Source organism: Streptomyces sp. NPDC007863 (assembly GCF_040633895.1).
GTDB lineage: Bacteria > Actinomycetota > Actinomycetes > Streptomycetales > Streptomycetaceae > Streptomyces.
Genome location: NZ_JBEYEI010000006.1, coordinates 119,935 through 135,811, shown reverse-complemented (window position 1 = coordinate 135,811; position 15,877 = coordinate 119,935). Strand labels below are relative to the sequence as shown.

The 15,877-nt window shown below is 74.5% G+C and carries 14 protein-coding genes; 10 read left to right on the top strand and 4 right to left on the bottom strand.

Features of this window, described 5'->3' with window-relative positions; all coding sequences use genetic code 11:
• Positions 1 to 41: 41 nt before the first annotated feature.
• From ABZ621_RS11690 to ABZ621_RS11675, 4 genes are all read left to right on the top strand, one after another.
• On the top strand, positions 42 to 1,730 hold the full coding sequence (locus ABZ621_RS11690) for a von Willebrand factor type A domain-containing protein (protein WP_360603206.1): 1,689 nt from the start codon (positions 42 to 44) through the stop codon (positions 1,728 to 1,730).
• 176 nt (positions 1,731 to 1,906) lie between these two features.
• Entirely contained in the window at positions 1,907 to 2,374 is a 468-nt protein-coding gene (locus ABZ621_RS11685; RefSeq protein WP_360603204.1) for an anthrone oxygenase family protein, read from the top strand.
• 293 nt (positions 2,375 to 2,667) lie between these two features.
• Positions 2,668 to 3,678 carry an AfsR/SARP family transcriptional regulator gene (locus ABZ621_RS11680; RefSeq protein WP_360603202.1) on the top strand — a complete coding sequence of 337 codons (1,011 nt, stop codon included), beginning with the start codon at positions 2,668 to 2,670 and terminating at the stop codon, positions 3,676 to 3,678.
• 157 nt (positions 3,679 to 3,835) lie between these two features.
• Positions 3,836 to 5,905, top strand: a complete 2,070-nt coding sequence (locus ABZ621_RS11675; protein ID WP_360603200.1) for a helix-turn-helix domain-containing protein — start codon at positions 3,836 to 3,838, stop codon at positions 5,903 to 5,905.
• Between the two features lie 149 nt (positions 5,906 to 6,054).
• Here ABZ621_RS11675 and ABZ621_RS11670 read toward each other — a convergent pair whose 3' ends face one another.
• Positions 6,055 to 7,311 (bottom strand): transposase, encoded by a 1,257-nt coding sequence (locus ABZ621_RS11670; RefSeq protein ID WP_360603198.1) that lies wholly within the window; start codon positions 7,309 to 7,311, stop codon positions 6,055 to 6,057.
• A 463-nt stretch (positions 7,312 to 7,774) separates the two neighbouring features.
• On the opposite strand from ABZ621_RS11670, the gene ABZ621_RS11665 reads away from it, so the two are divergent.
• A complete protein-coding gene (locus ABZ621_RS11665) occupies positions 7,775 to 8,188 on the top strand; it encodes a CrcB family protein (RefSeq protein WP_360603196.1) in 414 nt (137 codons plus the stop codon).
• Positions 8,185 to 8,538 carry a fluoride efflux transporter CrcB gene (gene crcB, locus ABZ621_RS11660; RefSeq protein ID WP_360603194.1) on the top strand — a complete coding sequence of 118 codons (354 nt, stop codon included), beginning with the start codon at positions 8,185 to 8,187 and terminating at the stop codon, positions 8,536 to 8,538. Before ABZ621_RS11665 ends, crcB begins: the two co-directional genes overlap by 4 nt.
• Before the next feature lie 10 nt (positions 8,539 to 8,548).
• On the opposite strand, the gene pucL is transcribed toward crcB, so the two are convergent.
• From pucL to ABZ621_RS11645, 3 genes are all read right to left on the bottom strand, one after another.
• Positions 8,549 to 9,469 carry a factor-independent urate hydroxylase gene (pucL, locus tag ABZ621_RS11655; protein ID WP_360603192.1) on the bottom strand — a complete coding sequence of 307 codons (921 nt, stop codon included), beginning with the start codon at positions 9,467 to 9,469 and terminating at the stop codon, positions 8,549 to 8,551.
• 199 nt (positions 9,470 to 9,668) lie between these two features.
• Positions 9,669 to 10,844 (bottom strand): winged helix DNA-binding domain-containing protein, encoded by a 1,176-nt coding sequence (locus ABZ621_RS11650; protein WP_360603190.1) that lies wholly within the window; start codon positions 10,842 to 10,844, stop codon positions 9,669 to 9,671.
• Positions 10,845 to 10,884: 40 nt separating this feature from the next.
• Positions 10,885 to 12,099, bottom strand: coding sequence for a saccharopine dehydrogenase C-terminal domain-containing protein (locus ABZ621_RS11645; RefSeq protein WP_360603188.1), 1,215 nt, complete (start codon positions 12,097 to 12,099; stop codon positions 10,885 to 10,887).
• Between the two features lie 127 nt (positions 12,100 to 12,226).
• On the opposite strand from ABZ621_RS11645, the gene ABZ621_RS11640 reads away from it, so the two are divergent.
• The 4 genes from ABZ621_RS11640 to ABZ621_RS11625 all read left to right on the top strand — a co-directional run bounded on the left by ABZ621_RS11640 (position 12,227) and on the right by ABZ621_RS11625 (position 15,822).
• Positions 12,227 to 13,045, top strand: coding sequence for a TetR/AcrR family transcriptional regulator (locus ABZ621_RS11640; RefSeq protein WP_360603186.1), 819 nt, complete (start codon positions 12,227 to 12,229; stop codon positions 13,043 to 13,045).
• Positions 13,042 to 14,136, top strand: a complete 1,095-nt coding sequence (locus tag ABZ621_RS11635) for an ABC transporter substrate-binding protein (RefSeq protein WP_360603184.1) — start codon at positions 13,042 to 13,044, stop codon at positions 14,134 to 14,136. The genes ABZ621_RS11640 and ABZ621_RS11635 overlap by 4 nt, the downstream gene beginning before the upstream one ends.
• A 108-nt stretch (positions 14,137 to 14,244) precedes the next feature.
• Positions 14,245 to 14,859 (top strand): hypothetical protein, encoded by a 615-nt coding sequence (locus ABZ621_RS11630; RefSeq protein ID WP_360603182.1) that lies wholly within the window; start codon positions 14,245 to 14,247, stop codon positions 14,857 to 14,859.
• A 159-nt stretch (positions 14,860 to 15,018) separates the two neighbouring features.
• Complete coding sequence (locus ABZ621_RS11625) at positions 15,019 to 15,822, top strand: hypothetical protein (protein WP_360603180.1); 804 nt, start codon at positions 15,019 to 15,021, stop codon at positions 15,820 to 15,822.
• The last annotated feature ends 55 nt before the right edge of the window (positions 15,823 to 15,877 follow it).

The window sequence follows — 15,877 nt, the reverse complement described above, 5'->3', positions numbered from 1 at the left end:
GGCGCCCGGCACAACGTCCGTACAGAAACGGGGAGTCGACCGTGAAACGTCCGCACCGGAGAAGTACCGCCCGAAGCGCCGCCCGAAGTGCCGCCGGAAGCACCGTCAGGGGCACCGCCCGAAGCACCGTCAGAAGCGCCGCCCTCGCCGGGGCGCTCGCCGCCGCGCTCCTCGCCGGCGGCTGCGCCGGCGCGGCGAACGACTCGGCGAAGGAGTCGGCCGACCACCGGCAGACCGCGCCGCGGCTCCCCAACGGCGGCGGCACCGCCGCGCCGTCCGCCCCCGCCGACGGGCAGGCCGACGGGCGCGACGCGCCCTCAGGCGCGCCCGAGGGCGAGGAGCGCGCCCCGAGCCCCGCCCCCGACTACCTCTCCACCTTCGCCCTCGACGTCGACACCGCCTCGTACGGCTACGCCCGCCGCTCGCTCGCCGAGGGCCGGCTGCCCGACCCCGCCACCGTCCGGCCCGAGGAGTTCGTCAACAGCTTCCGCCCCGACTATCCGCGCCCCGACGACGACGGCTTCAGCGTCACCGTCGACGGCGCCGCCACCGGCGAGGCGGGCTGGTCCCTCGTCCGGGTCGGTCTCGCCACCCGGGGCGCCGACCGGGCCGGCGAACGCCCGCCCGCCGCCCTCACCTTCGTCGTCGACGTCTCCGGCTCGATGAACGAGCCGGGCCGGCTCGACCTCGCCCAGCATGCCCTGCGGCTCGCCGCCGACGAGCTGCGGGACGACGACTCCGTCGCCCTGGTCGCCTTCAGCGACGAGGCGGAGACGCTGCTGCCGATGACCCGCCTCGGCGACGCCCGCGGCCGTGTCCGCGAGGCCGTCGACTCCCTCGCCGTCCGCTCCTCCACCAACCTGGAGGCCGGGCTGCGCACCGGCTACGACGTGGCCTCCGAGGGGCACCGGAAGGGTGCCACCAACCGCGTGGTGCTGCTCTCCGACGCCCTCGCCAACACCGGGGAGACGGCGGCCGACGCCCTCCTCGGGCGCATCGACGAGCAGCGCCGGGAGAAGGGCATCACCCTCTTCGGGGTCGGTGTCGGCAGCGACTACGGCGACGAGCTGATGGAGCGGCTCGCCGACAAGGGCGACGGCCAGACCACGTACGTCTCCACCCGCGAGCAGGCCCGCAAGGTCTTCGTCGACCAGCTGCCCGCCCAGGTCGAGTTGCGCGCCCGGGACGCCAAGGCGCAGGTCGCCTTCGACCGGGAGACCGTGGAGCGCTTCCGGTTGATCGGCTACGAGAACCGCGAGGTCGCCGACGAGGACTTCCGGAACGACCGGGTCGACGGCGGCGAGGTCGGCGCCGGGCACACGGTCACCGCGCTGTACGCGGTGAAGACCCGGCCCGGCGCGAGCGGCCGGATCGCCACCGCCACCGTCCGCTGGCTCGACCCCGACTCCCGTTCCCCGCAGGAGCGTTCGGGCACGGTCGAGGCGGGCGCGCTGCGCGCCGGGCTCTGGGGAGGGGGCCACGACAGTCTGCAACTCTCGGCGATCGCCGCCTATTTCGCGGAGGAGCTGCGCGGCGGCGGCGGGCTGCCGGGCGCCCCGCGCCTCGGCGAGCTGGCCGGGTACGCCGACGCCCTCAGGGGACGCTCCGGTTCCGCGGTGGTCGGGGAGCTGGCCGAGGCGGTGCGCCAGGCCGACCGGCTGATCGGAGAACGCCCCTCGCAGGAAGGTGAGTTCCGCTCCGGCGACCCGTCCGGCGACCCGTACGCCTGATCCGCCCGGCCGGTCTCCCCGACCCGTCCGGCGATCCGTACGTCCGAGCCCTCAGGCCCTTGCCCGCGCGTGCGTGGCGGGGGCCTGAGGCGTGTCCGCGGCGGGGCCGAAGGCGCATCCGAGGCGGGGCCGGAGGGGAACGGGCGGCTCCGCCGTGGGCGCGGCATCATGACCCCATGGCCACCCTGCTGCTCGCCCTCGCCGTCGGAAGCACCGGCCTCTACGCCGGTTTCCTCCTCGTCTTCCTCACCGGGATCATGCCGGCCCTGGGCCGCCTCACGGACGCCGCGTTCGTCACCGCGATGCGCCGCGTGAACGAGGCGGTGCCCAGGGCCGTCTTCCTGACCGTCTTCGTCGCCGCGGCGCTCCTCCCGCTCGCCGCGTACCTGGTGCCGGTGGAGGGGCGGACCGGGACGCAGCGCTGGCTGGTGCTGGCGGGTTTCGTCTGCGCGGTCCTCAACCACCTGGTCACCGTCGTCGGCAACGTCCCGCTCAACAACGCGCTCGCCGCGGCCGAGGGGCCCGACGAGGACCCGTCGGCGACCCGTGCCGCCTTCGAGGCGCGCTGGAACGGCTACCACCGGATCCGTACGGTCCTGATCCTCGCCTCCTTCGGCCTGCTGACCGCCGCGGCGGTCAGCTGAAACAGACCGTCGGGTCGGGATGCCCTCCCGAATGGCGCGATCTCATCGAAGATCACGCTCGTGGCATCCACAGGGTCCCTGCGAAACCAAACCCCCTAGTCCGAAACATGCTGCTGGCACGCATCGACTTTCGGCCCATGGCGTGAACACGACGTCCTTATTTCGCACCAAACCGGGCGAAGGTGTCTCATTTCAGGGACCTGGATTTCATACCTTCCGGTTTCTTATTGACATGACCGGGGGGGTCTTTTTTTAATCAACCCGAGGATCCGCTTGCGCAGACATGAGGGGGCATGGTGGACATCCACATCCTGGGGGGACTGTCGGTCCGCGAGGGCGGGGTACCGATCACTCCGACGGCGGCCGCGCCACGCCAGGTCCTCGCCCTGCTGACGGCCTTCGCCGGCCAGGTCGTGCCCGTCACGGTCCTCACCGAGGAGCTGTGGCCGTCCGGCGCCCCGCGCGGCGCCCGCACCGAGATCGCCGCCCACATCGCGGAGCTCCGCGCGCTCATCGCCCGCGCCCTCCACGAGTCCGAGGAGGACACCGGCGCGGCCGGCTGGACCGAACGGCGCACCGCCGACGCCGTCCTCGTCTCGCTCCCCGGCGGCTACCGCCTCGACACCGGCGTCGGCGTCCACGACATCGGCCAGTTCGAGCGCGCGGCCGGCGCCGGCTACCGCGCCATGGACGCCGGCGACCTGACCCGTGCCTCGCTGCGGCTCGGCGAGGCCCTCGCCCTCTGGCGCGGCGAGCCCTACGCGGGCGTGGCCGCCGGCCCCTGCCTCCGCCGCGAGATAGAACGCCTGGAGTCCGCCCGCCTCAGCGTCCTCGACCAGTGGGTCGAGGCCCAGCTCGGCCTCGGCCGGCACGAGGCGATCCTCTCCGAACTCCCCGGGCTCGCCGCCCGCTACGCCACCAACGAACCCCTCCAGGCCCACCTCATGGTCGCCCTGCTCCGCTGCGGCCGCCACGAGGAGGCCCTCGCCGTCTACGAGCGGCTGCGGACGATCCTCCACCGGGAGACCGGCATGGAGCCCTCCGCCCGCCTCCGCCGGCTGCAGCACTCCGTCCTCGCCGTCCGCCACACGGGCGCGGGCGCCGCGGCCGGCGGCCGGGCCTCGCTCGGCGGCACCTCCGAGGGCCTCTTCGGGTACGCCGTCCTGCCCGCGCCCGCGCGCACCGCCGCCGCCGAGGAGACGCCCGCCGTCACCTGGTACGGGCCCGCCGCGCCGCGCGTCCCCGCCCAGCCCAAGGCCGTCCGCACCGGCACCGTCACGACGGGCGTCGCCATGGCCGTCTGACGCGACGTCGGCTCCGCGCGCCGGGGGACGGCGGAGCCCGGGGAATGAAGTGCCGCACGTCACCGTTGACCCGCTTCCGGGACCGAATTAGTTTCGGCCGTGAGGACGGGTTTTCTCCGAGGTGCCCGATTTAGGCTCGACGACGGGGGTGGGGGAGATGGACCAGCGGGGCGTGGACAAGACCGCGGGAGTGGACGACACCGCGGGCGCCGACGCGCTGCTCGCCGTCCTGGAACTGCTCGCCGGGCAGGGCGCGCCCGACCGGTTCGAGGCCCTCGTCGACGAGGCCCGCCTCGCCGGACTCGACGGCGCCGGACTCGGCCGCCTGGAGCGGGCCGTCGCCCTCGCCCGCTCCCTCCACGACGAGCGCGCCACCGACCGGGCCCGCGCCGCCCGCAGCGGCGCCTCCCTCGCCGTCCTCACCGACACCGCCCGCGATCTGACGCTCAGCTATGACCTGGACGGCCTGCTGCGGATCGTCACCCGCCGCGCCCGCCGGCTCCTCGGCCTCGACATGGCGTACGTGACCCTCCGCGGCCCCCAGGGCGCCTGCTACATCCGCGTCACCGAAGGCTCCCGCACCGGCGGCGACACCGGCGAGACCACCGGTCCGGGCCTCAGCGTCGGAATGCGCATCGGCGCGGGGAACTGTCTCGGCGGCGTCGTCCAGCGCACCGGCGAACCCATCTGGACCCCCGACTACCCCGCCGACGAGCGGTTCACCAGCGGCGAGGCCCCCGACCCGGCCGCCGCCCTCGACGACGCCGAGGTCGTCGACCCCGGCGACGAGGCCGTCCGCGCCGAAGGCCTCCGCGCCATCGTCGCCGTGCCGCTGCGCAGCGGGGACTCCGTCATCGGCGCCCTCTTCGGCGCCGACCGCCGGGTCCGCGAGCACACCCCGCAGGAGATCGCCCTGCTCGGAGCCCTCGCCGACCTCGCCGCCCTCGCCGTCGAGAAGGCCGGGCTCCTCGACCGCACCCGCGCCGAACTCCTCGAACTGGAACGGGACAGCACCCGCGTGCGCTCCAGCCTCGCCCGGATGCGGCACGTCTCCGAGGCCCACGGCCGGATCATGAACCTGGTCCTCGCCGGGGGTGACCTCCCGCACGTCGCCAAGGCCGCGGGCGACGCCCTCGACGCCACCGTGATGGTCCGCGACCCCGGCGGCCGGCGCCTCGCCGCCTGCGGCGACTTCCCCGGACTCGACGAGGAGGCCGTCGCCAAGGCCTCCCTCGACGCCCACGCGCTGCGCCGGCCCGTCCTCGCCGCCGACTCCGTCTGGGTCGCCCCCGTCATCGCCGGCTCCGAGGACCTCGGCGGACTGGTCGTCCGCGTCGAGGGCGGCCTCACCGACGAGGACGAACGACTCCTCGAACTCGTCGCCCAGTCCGTCGCCCTGCTCCTGCTGATGCAGCGCTCCACCGCCGTCGCCGAGGGCCCCGTCCGCGACGAACTCCTCGACGACCTCATCGCCGACCCGCCGCACGCCCCGCAGCAGAGCGCCCGGCGCGCCCGGCGACTCGGCGTGGACCTGCGCAAACCGCACGTCCTCGTGGTCGCGCGCCCCGAGGGCGGCGAGCAGGGCCGGGCCGTGGTCTGGGCGTCCTCGTACGCGTACCGGCTCTCCGGGCTCAAGACCGTGCAGGGCGGCTGTGTCGTCCTGCTGCTCCCCGGAGTGGACGCCTCCGCCGCGGCCTCGGCCGTCTCCGAGGAACTCACCCCGCTCCTCGGCCACCCCGTCTCCGTCGCCGCCGCGGGACCCGGCGGCAGCCCCGACGCGGTCGGCCCGCTGTACGCGGAGGCGCTGCGCTGCCTGGACGCGATGAGCGCCCTCGGCGGTACGGGCTCCGCCGCGGCCGCCGCCGACCTCGGCTTCCTCGGGATGCTGCTCTCCGACGACCACGACGTCGACGGCTTCGTGGAGAACGCGATCGGGCCCGTCCTCGACTACGACGCCGAGCGGCTCACCGACCTCACCCGCACCCTGGAGGCGTACTTCGCCTCCGGCGGCAGTCCCACCAACGCGGCCGAGGCCCTGCACGTCCACCCCAACACCGTCTCCCGCCGGCTGGAGCGCATCGGCGAACTCCTCGGCCCCGCGTGGCAGAAGCCCGGCCAGGTCCTGGAAGTCCAGCTCGCCCTGCGCCTGCAGCGCACCCGCGAGGTGCTGGGCCGCCGCAGAGCCGCCACGGCACCGGCCCGCCCCCCGGCGGGCCCCGTCGACTGACCGCGGACCGCGCACCACGCCCTCCACGCGCGCGCGGGCGCCCGTCCGCGCCGTGCGGACGGGCACCCTTCGGCCCCGGTGGCCCGTTGGGGCGGGCTCGGGCGGACGGCCGGACGGGACCGTCCGGCCGCAGGACTTCCGGAGGCGGGTCAGCCGGCGCGGCGCGGGGCGTCGCACGCCGTGTCCCACGTCGAGCCGAGGACCGTCGCCGTGTGCGCGGCCGAGGCCAGCGTGATGTGCCGGTGCCAGCCGCGGTACGAACGGCCCACGAAGTCCCGCAGTCCCGCCGCCTCGCCGACCGCGGCGAAGTCCCGCTCCACCCGCTGCGCCAGCTTCGTCAGCCGCAGCAGGGAGCCGACCGTCGCCTGCGTCAGGTCGCTGATCCACACCCGGGCCGGGCCCCGGCGCGGGTCGTCCCACTCGCCGAGCAGCATCAGCGGCCGCATCCGCTCCCCGCCGGGGGAGGGCAGCGCGACCCGGACGGCCGTCGCGAGAGAGGTCCGCGAGGTCCGCGCCCCGCCCACGGTGTCCACCCAGCTCACCGGCCGTCGCAGTCCCTTCAGGGACTCCAGTATCTGGGCCGCCGGCAGCGGGCCCGCGCCGAAACCGGGCAGCGAGCGGTCCGCGATCGCGAGCCGCGAACCGGCCCCGATCCGCGCCACCACGGGCACGCCGGCCGCGGCGAGCCGCGTCAGCGCCGCCCGTCCCGCGCCGCCCCGGATGTCGAGGAGCACCGGCTTGCGGGTGATGTCGGTCCAGCGCGCCGTCTCCAGGGCGGCGGAGACCGCGCACTCCTCCAGCGTCTCCTCGCCGGCCTCCTCGGGGACCTCCGCGCGGTCGCGCCGCGTCCGGTCCTTCACCCACGGATCCGGCAGGAACAGCCGCCAGTTGACCGGAGCGCTCAGCTCCTCCCCGGCGAACCACACGCCGAAGGCCTGCTGGCCCTGGAAGACCTGCCCGCGCTCCGGGTCGAAGCGCCGGTCCACGCCCACCGAGTGCTCGCCGGCCTTCGGGATCGGCATCGGCCGCACCACCCACGCCTGCGGGTGGCCGCCGCGCTCCAGGAACCGCCCGAGCGAGGCGCGCATCGGCTGCCAGTCCCAGGTGGAGCTGGAGATGAAGTGGTGCAGGCTCTGCTCGGCGGCCGGCCCGCCGATCTGCGCGGCGATGTTCCGGATCGACTTGCGGCCCTGTGCGGTGAGCAGCCCGTGCAGGTACTGCTCGGCCTTCAGCCGCTGGTCGCGGCGGGCGAAGCCGGAGAACAGCGCGGAGGTCAGTTCGGTGTAGACGTCCGCGCCGGGGCGCGGTGCGGCGGCCCGGGGAACGGCGCGGACCCGGGGACGCGGAACGGTCGGCGTGACGGCCACGGCGGCCGTCCCGCGCTTGATTGCGACGGATGTACTCACGACACTCCTGCCCGTCCTGCCCGAGGGTTGCGCAGCTGCCTCCCGCTGCCCCTCCACCGTCTCTCCTCCACCCCCGCCCCGACGAGGTGGACCCGGCACCCGAATCGGCCTCCTGATGGTGGCCGGACCACCTCCCCACCCCTGACCTGCGCTTCGACCGCTTCCACGGGGGCCGCGAACCGCCCTCGAACCGCCCCCGGAACGCCCCTTGAGTGCCCCGGCACCCACCTCGGACACCGGGGGTGGTGGCCGGACCACACCCCCCTGGAACCGGACCGCGCGCACCCCACCGCGCCGGTCCGCGGGCCTCCCCGGAGGAGCTGACAGACTCTCCGGACCGGCTTTGACCCGTCGCGCTCCGTCGCCGGACCATCGCAGAGCGAGGCGGCACGGGCAGGACCCGGTTAATGCCCCAGGCCGGTACCGTGGCCCGTGCGCCTCGCACCACCCTTAACCTGGGGTGATGGGTATCCGGGAGCAGGCGCCGGCCGTCGCGGCGGTCGCCGCCGGCGGTGTGCTCGGCGCGTCCGCCCGCTATGGCGCGACCCTCGCCTGGCCGACCGCGCCCGGCACCTTCCCCTGGACGGTCTTCCTGGTCAACGCGCTCGGCTGCGCCGCGATCGGCCTCCTGATGGTCTTCGCCACCGAGGCCCCGAGGACGCCGCACCCGCTCCTGAGGCCCTTCCTCGGCACCGGGTTCTGCGGCGGGTTCACCACCTTCTCGACGTACGCGCTCGACACCCGGGGCCTGTTCGGCGCGGGCAGCCCCGTCGAGGGCGTCCTCTATCTGGGCGGGACCCTCGTCACCGCGCTCGCCGCCGTCGTCGCGGGCGTCGCCGCGGGCCGGGCCCTGTGGGTGCGGAGGGAGCCGGCGTGAACTGGCTGCTCGTCGCCCTCGGCGCCGCCGTCGGCGCGCCGCTGCGGTACCTCACCGACCGGGCCGTGCGGGCCCGCCACGACTCGGCCTTCCCCTGGGGGACCTTCGCCGTCAACGTCGTGGGCTCGTTCGCCCTCGGCCTGCTCACCGGCGTCGCCTCGGCCCGGGCCCAACTGCTGCTCGGCACCGGCCTGTGCGGCGCCCTCACCACGTACTCGACCTTCTCGTACGAGACGCTGAAGCTGTACGAGGGCGGCGCGAAGGGGTACGCGGTGCTGAACGTGGCGGGCAGCCTGACCGCCGGGCTCGGAGCCGTATGGCTCGGAACCGAGGCGGCCGGGCTGCTCTAGGGCCGGTCCGTCAGGCGGTGATCCAGTCGGAGGTGGCGATCACCGGCTGCACGCCGTCGCGGTGGACGGTGCCCTCGATGAGGCCGTACATGCGGTCCGCCGCGAAGTACACCTCGTTGTCGTTCTTCAGGCCGAAGGGCTCCAGGTCCACCAGGAAGTGGTGCTTGTTCGGCAGGTTCAGCCGCACCTCGTTGACGGTGGGCACGTTGTCCAGGACCCGGCAGGCCATCGCGTGCAGGGTCTGCTGGAGCGAGTAGCTGTACGTCTCCGCGAACGCCTCCAGCATGTGCCGGCGGGCCCTGGCGTACGAGCGGTCCCAGTCGTGTTCCGGATCCGCCGCGGCCGTGGCCGAGTTCGCCCAGCGGGCGGTGACCTTGGTGGCCAGGATCCGGTCGTACGCCTCCTGGAGCGTCGTGTACTCGTCCTTGATGAAGCCGTGGAACTCGGAGTTGGTCGAGTTCATCACGGTCAGGTCCTTCAGGCCGGACAGCACCTGGAGACCGGTGGTCTCGCTGTACGTGACCTGCGCGGTGCGCACCTCCTGGCCCTTGCGGACGAAGGAGTGCTGCTCCTTTCGGGTCGGGACCGGGATCCGCTCCCAGGCGAACTCCTCGACGCGGATCTGCGCCTCGCGGATCACCGGCTGGGAGGTCACGAAGTGCTTGGCGAGGAGGATCGCGAACGCCTCGGGGGAGGCGATGCCGTGCTCCTTGGCGAAGGCGTAGACCGTGTTCTTGGTGGTGTCGGTCGGCAGGCAGTTGCCGTTGTCGCCGGTCAGGTGGACGTCGCGGTACTCGCCGCGCAGCGCCACCGACACGTTCAGGTCGCGGATCTCGTGCCAGGCGCCGTCCTCGCCGCCCTTGCGGGCGATCCTGACGATGCGGTTCTCGGCCTTGCCGTACTGGTTCTGGGCCAGGACGTGCTTGCTCATGCGGTTCAGCTCCTGCGGGTACGCGGATACGGATATCCCGTACGCCCGGCGTCCGGCGCGCCCGCGTCCCGCGGTCGTGCGCCCCCCGCCGTCCGGCCCGTGAACGGCGGACCGCCCCGGGACTGACGAGCATCCCGGTCCGTAGGTGTGGCTCGAAGATAAGCGGCCCGAAGGTCACTGGCAATGGGGTGACCGGAGGTCAGAAGGGCAGCAGGCGGGTCTCGACCGCCGGAAGCCCCTTCGTCCACCAGTGGTCGTACCGCCCGTAGACCCGCGGATCGCGGTCGGCGAGCAGCGCCCCCAGGGACGTCGCCTCGGCCGCGAGCCCGTCCCAGTCGGCCGCCGTGAGCGGGTGGAAGGCCGCCGCCTCGATCCCGCCCTCGACCGGCCGCCAGGCGCCCGCCACGTACCCGTCGACCAGGAGGGTCGGCAGCACGTCGCCGTTGATCCGTATGACGTGCTTCCGGTACGCGGCGGGGACGATCCGGCTCCGGTCCGCGTACGCGAGCAGCGTGCTGTCCCACATCGCCATCAGGCGCGGCGGGGCGGGCGCGGCACCGTCCGGGCGGGCCGCCCCCGGCAGGTCGTACAGGACCGCCCCGTCCGGGCCCGCCAGGACCTCCGCCGCGCCCTCCGCGACGAGCGCGTCGAGCGCCGCGCGGGCCCAGCCGCGCTGCACCAGGCCGAACTGGCCCAGGTCCGCCGCCGACGCCGGGCCGAAGCCCGCGAGATAGCGGCGGGCCAGCGTCCTCAGCCCCTCGGCGGCGGCCTCCGGGCCGGGCGTCGGCGGTTCGGGCGTCGCCGCGACGAAGCCGGGGGAGGTGGCGTACTGCCACGGCGGGCCGCTCGGCACGTGCCAGAGCGGCGCGTACTGCCGCAGCATCCGGCCCGCCGCCGGCGTGAGGCTCCCGCCGCCCCACAACTCCTCGGCGCGCCCCCGCAGTTCGTCCCCGGTGCGGGAGCGGTCGGCGTACCCGAGGAGCTCCGGCAGCAGCGTGTCGGCGCCCTCCGGGGTGAGCCCGGTGTCGGTGAACCGCCGGTCGCGCAGCCGGCTGCCGCGCAGCGTCGGCTCCACCGCCGCCCGGAAGGGGCGGTAGTCGTCGGCGTGCACGAGGTGCAGGGTGATCCGCATCAGCGTCGAGCGCACCAGCCGGAAGCCCTCGATCGCCGCGTCCAGCGCGGCCGGGTCGAAGCCCGCCACCCTGTTCCACAGCGCCACGTACGGCGAGCCCGGCTGCTGCGCCTGGAGCGCCACCACCCGCCGGGCCGCCTCCTCCACGGCCATCGGCTCCCGCGCCAGCAGCAACTGGCGGGCGAGTGTGGCCCGGTTGAGGTCCTGGGAGGTGAGGGCGGGCTGCCGGCCGGTCGCGGTCATGGCTCCGATTGTGCCGGGCGGCACCGACAATCCCCGTACGTCACTGCTCGCGCAGCCCCCAGGGCGAGCCGTACTCCGTGAGCAGGTCCAGGAAGGGGCGCGGGTCGAGGGCCTCGGCGCCGAGGACGCCGGAGCCGGTCCAGACGCCGGTGGCGAGCAGTTCGAGCGCGACGACCGGGTTGACGGCGGTCTGCCAGACGACGGCCTGGGAGCCGTACTCGCGCATCGACCACTCGTTGTCGACCACGTGGTAGAGGTACACCTCGCGCGGCGCCCCGTCCTTCACGCCCTTCACCCAGGTGCCCGCGCAGGTCTTGCCGCGCATGCGGTCGCCGAGCGTCGCCGGGTCCGGCAGGCAGGCGGCGACGACGTCCCGCGGCGAGACCCGCGTCCCGTCCGGGAGCGTCACCGGCTCCGTACGGTCGAGCCCGACCCGGTGCAGTTCCTTCAGGGTGCGGATGAACTCCTCGCCGAGGCCGTACTTGAAGGTGACCCGGCGGGCGTCCACCCAGCGGGGGATCAGCAGCACCTCCTCGTGCTCCACGTTGACGCACTCCACCGGCCCGATGCCCTCGGGGAAGTCGAAGACCTCCGGCTCGCTGAACGGCGGCGTGGTGAACCAGCCCCGGTCCGCCTCCCACACCACCGGCGGGTTCAGGCACTCCTCGATGGTCGTCCAGATGGAGAAGGAGGGCGCGAAGTCGTAGCCGTCGACGGTGAGGTTCGCACCGTCGCGGACCCCGATCTCCTCGATCGAGTCGAAGAGCTCCTCGGCGGCGTACCGGGCGAAGACGTCCGACAGGCCGGGCTCCACGCCGATCCCGACGAGCGCGAGGCGCCCCGCCTTCTCCCACTCGGCCGCCCGCTCGAACTGGCCGTCGCCGAGCTTGACCCCGCACTCCTCGTAAGGGCGTTCCGGGTGCGGCCGGGACAGCGACATCGCCATGTCGAGGTAGTGCGTCCCGGCGGCGAGCGCCGCCTCGAAGAGGGGGAGGACGAAGCGGGGGTCGGTCGCGTTGAGCAGGACGTCGCACCGCTCGCGCTCCAGGAGGGCGGCGACCGCCCCCTGGTCCGAGGCGTCGATCCGGGCGGCGCTGAACCGCCCCTCGGCCGCGTCGCCGAGCGCGGCGACGGCCGCCTCCGCGCGGGACAGGTCGTAGTCGGCCACCACCATGTGGCGGAGGAAGGGACGGCGGGCGGCGATCCGGGTGACGGCGGTCCCCACACCACCGGCACCGACCAGCAGGACACGCATCTCGACAAACCACCTCTCATCGTGACGAACAGGCCAGATCCCGGGAGTGCGCCCATGAAAGCCGTCCGCCGGGGGACGGGTCAACGGCGTTGGCATAACCTGGGAAGAGAGTGCTGAAGGGGCTTCCATGGCTAAGAAAGTGGTACCGGAAGGCGAGCGGCGCCGTAGAAAGCCCGCCAAGGCGGGAGGTGTCGTCCTCTCGGAGCGGCTCTACATCGAGACCGCCCTGCGCATGCTCCAGGAGCACGGCAGGGACGGGCTGACCGTGCGCCGGCTCGGCGCGGCCATCGGCGCCGATCCCAGCAGCCTCTACCGCTACTTCCGGGGCACCGACGACCTCCTCCTCGCCGTCGGCGACGAACTCGCCGGCCGCGCCCTGCGCGGCTGGGCGGCCACCGGCGACTGGCGGGTCGACCTGCGCGAACTCGGCCTGCGCATCCACTCCGCCTACCTCGCCCACCCGCAGGCGGCGATCCTCACCGCCAGCCGGGTCAGCGGCCGTTCCCACGAGATCGCCGCCGACGAGGCGGTCCTCGGCGTCCTGCGCGGCGCGGGACTCCCCGACGCGGAGGCGGTCCGCGTCTACCACGCCTTCATCGACCAGGCCCTCGCCTTCGCCGCCCTCGACGCGGCGGCCCTCGCCCTCCCGCACTCCGCCCGCGCCGCCGACGAGGCCGTCTGGCAGGCCACCTACGCCCGCCTCCCCGCCGCCACCCACCCCCACATCGCCGCCACCGCGCCCCGCCTGGTGGCCCGCATGAACACCAGCGCGTATCCGACGGCCCTGGAGATGCTCCTGGAGAGCGCGGCGGCGGCACGGCGGTCGTCCGGGAATTCGGGCCCGCGCGAACGGCCCGGCGCGAACAATGAGGAGGGAACCGCACGCGCCCTATGCGCCGACCCGCCGACCGGTCGGCGCACCGACCCCCAGGAGCCCCGCCCATGAGCACCCCACCCGCCCTCCGGATCGGTGTCCTCGCCCCGCTGAGCCGCCCCGGCTGGACGGAGGCGGGCCGGCACCTGCTGGCCGGTCTCGAACTGGCCGCGGACGAGGTCGCCGCCGCCGGAGGGATCGGCGGACGGCCCCTGGAGCTCCTGGTCAGGGACACCGCGGCCGACCCGCGCCGGGCCGAGGCGGCCGTGGACGAGCTGGCGGCCCTCGGGGCGGTCGCCCTGGCGGGGGAGTACCACAGCGTGGTGGCCCGGGCCGTCGCCGCCCGCGCCGAGACCCTCGGCCTGCCGTACCTCTGCTCGTCCGCGGTGATCGACGCGCTGACCGACGCGCCGGCGGAGCGGGTGGCGCGCCTGGCCCCCGCGCAGTCCCACGGCTGGCGCCTCTACGCGGAGTTCCTCCTCGCCGAGGGCCACACCCGCCTCGCGGTCGCGACCGAGCCGAGCGCCTACTGGGCGGCGGGCACCCGCATCCTGCGCGAGCACCTGGCCCCGCGCGGCGGCACCGTCACGGAGTTCGACGCGCGCGCCCTGGAGCCGGCGGCGCTCGCCGACGCGCTGGCCGCCGACGGCGCGACGGCGCTGCTCCTCCTCACCGGCTTCCCGGACCCGGCGGTCGGGCTGGTCGGGGCGGTCCGCCGGGCCGCCCGCCGCGACCAGCGCCTCGCGGGCGTCCTGATCGGCGCGCCGGCCGGCCAGCCGGAGTTCGCCGAATGGGCGGCGCTGCTCGGCGACGAGGGCGCCGGGGTCCCCTTCCTCCGCTACCTCCCCGCCCGGCCGAGCCCCCTCGGCGCCCGCGTGGAGGCGGCCCTCCGCGAGCGCCTCGGCGCCGCGCCCTCGTTCGTGGCCTTCGAGGGGTACGACACGGTCACCGTCCTCGCCGAGGCCCTGCGCGCGAACGGCACGGACCGCGCGGCCGTGGCCGGGGCCTGGCCGCGGGTGGCCGTGGAGGGCACCCGGGGCGAGATCCGCTTCACCCGTCCGTCCGCCTCCGCCCCCGTCTGGCAGTGGGCCGGCCCCCCGCTCCAGGTGGCCGACCGCGACCCCGCGGACCCCGCCCGCTTCCGCATCCTCCTTGTGCGGTAAGCGAGTTGGAGCCCGCGATGATCTTGGTGTTGAGTGAGCCATGACATGCCGCGCGTGACGCCTCACGCGCGGCATGTGCCGGATGGTCACCAACACGAGGAGTGTCGAATGACACGGGGGATCCGCGGACTCGCCATGGGAGTCACCCTGATGCTGGGCCTGGCGGCCTGCTCGGACGGACCGGGAGGCTCCGACGACCCGTTCAGCGGCCCCGTCGCCGCGCCGTTCAACCCCTCCCAGGTCGCCCAGGCGCTGCCCAGCAGACTCTCCGCGCCGCAGGGCTGGGAAGGCGACGAGCAGAACGTCATCGACGGCGGCGAGGCCATGGAGGCCTGCCAGGACGCGGCCTCCGTCAGCTGCGTCGGGCTCACGGCGATGGGTGAGACCGAATACGACTCCGAGGCCGTCTCGGACCGGGAGATCTCCTTCGGCCTCGTGGCCTACGACTCCGTCGACAACGCCAAGGTCGGCATGAAGTCCCTCCTCGCCGAGAACCGCGAGGAGTCCGGCGACAAGGCCAAGCCGCTCGCGCTCGACGCCGGCGCCGAGGAGAGCGAGGCCTACACGGAGGAGCGCGACGCCACGGTCGTCCTCCGCGTCGGCACCCTCGTCGGGTACGTCTCGGGCAGCGAACTCGCCGCCCCCGGCGACCTCCAGCCCTTCGCCAGGCTCCTGACGGACCGCATCAAGGTCGCGGCCACGGGCAGGAACCCGGACGCCTGACACCTGAGGGGGACGGGGCCGACCTCGGGCGGGGCCTCCTGGCGGAAGCCCGGTACCCCGTTCGAGGGCGGTACACGTTTCCGTCCCGGGCCCGGAGCGGCACAGGCGAAATGATCAAGGCGACCGCCCGCCCCCCACCCTCCCCGGAGGTGGCCGCCCATGATCCTCGTCATCGTCGTCGCCGCAATCGCTCTCCTCGCCGGACTCGCCGCGAACCGGTGGCTGCGGCCCCGGCTGCTCACCGAGGACGACGGCACGGGCATGGCCGTCAAGGACCTCGTCGGCCCGCTGCTGACCATGACCGTCCTGCTGCTCTCCTTCGTCCTGGTCACCGCCAACGGCTCGTACGGAAAGGCCGAGGTCGCCTCGCGCGGCGAGGCCCGCGCCCTCGACCAGATCGTGGAGACCGCCGAGTACGCCCCCGAGGCCGAACGCGACCGCGTCCAGGCCGCCGCCGTCTGCTACGCCCGCGCCGTCCGCGTCCAGGAGTGGCCGGCCATGGCCGACGGCAAGGGCTCCCCGGCCCCCAGCGTCTGGTCCACCGACTTCCGCCGCACCTTCGAGGACCTGGCCGGCCAGCCGGTCTTCGGCATGCTCGTCGCCGCCGACAACAAACGCTCCGACGAGCGCGAGGAACGCCTCACCCAGGCGACCGCCAGCATCCCCAGCGCCATCCTCTGGTTCCTCCTCGGCACCCTGATCATCACCGTGATGGCCCTGGGGGTCTGCCTGCCCCGCACGAACAACCGGGGCCAGATCATCACCCTCGTGGTGATCACCGCGCTCCTCACCACGGCGCTGTGCATCATCCGCGACGTCGACCGCCCCTTCGGCGGCATCATCGACGTCGAACCCACCGCCATCACCGAAGCCGAACGCCAGGCCACCCGCGACTTCACCGCCAACCACCCGGCCTCCGCCCTCCCCTGCGACGCCGACGGCAACCGCCGCCGCCCCGCCTGACCCCACCCGCCCGCCCTACCTGACACAAAAAGACCCCTCCCGAAGGAGGGGTCTT

Coding starts and splice junctions, on each gene's coding strand:
- ABZ621_RS11640 (WP_360603186.1), top strand. CDS start 12,227: ATGGCTAAGAAAGTGGTACCGGAAGGCGAGCGGCGCCGTAGAAAGCCC.
- ABZ621_RS11630 (WP_360603182.1), top strand. CDS start 14,245: ATGACACGGGGGATCCGCGGACTCGCCATGGGAGTCACCCTGATGCTG.
- ABZ621_RS11625 (WP_360603180.1), top strand. CDS start 15,019: ATGATCCTCGTCATCGTCGTCGCCGCAATCGCTCTCCTCGCCGGACTC.
- ABZ621_RS11635 (WP_360603184.1), top strand. CDS start 13,042: ATGAGCACCCCACCCGCCCTCCGGATCGGTGTCCTCGCCCCGCTGAGC.
- ABZ621_RS11645 (WP_360603188.1), bottom strand. CDS start 12,099: ATGCGTGTCCTGCTGGTCGGTGCCGGTGGTGTGGGGACCGCCGTCACC.
- ABZ621_RS11685 (WP_360603204.1), top strand. CDS start 1,907: ATGGCCACCCTGCTGCTCGCCCTCGCCGTCGGAAGCACCGGCCTCTAC.
- ABZ621_RS11665 (WP_360603196.1), top strand. CDS start 7,775: ATGGGTATCCGGGAGCAGGCGCCGGCCGTCGCGGCGGTCGCCGCCGGC.
- ABZ621_RS11650 (WP_360603190.1), bottom strand. CDS start 10,844: ATGACCGCGACCGGCCGGCAGCCCGCCCTCACCTCCCAGGACCTCAAC.
- ABZ621_RS11680 (WP_360603202.1), top strand. CDS start 2,668: ATGGTGGACATCCACATCCTGGGGGGACTGTCGGTCCGCGAGGGCGGG.
- ABZ621_RS11675 (WP_360603200.1), top strand. CDS start 3,836: ATGGACCAGCGGGGCGTGGACAAGACCGCGGGAGTGGACGACACCGCG.
- pucL (WP_360603192.1), bottom strand. CDS start 9,469: ATGAGCAAGCACGTCCTGGCCCAGAACCAGTACGGCAAGGCCGAGAAC.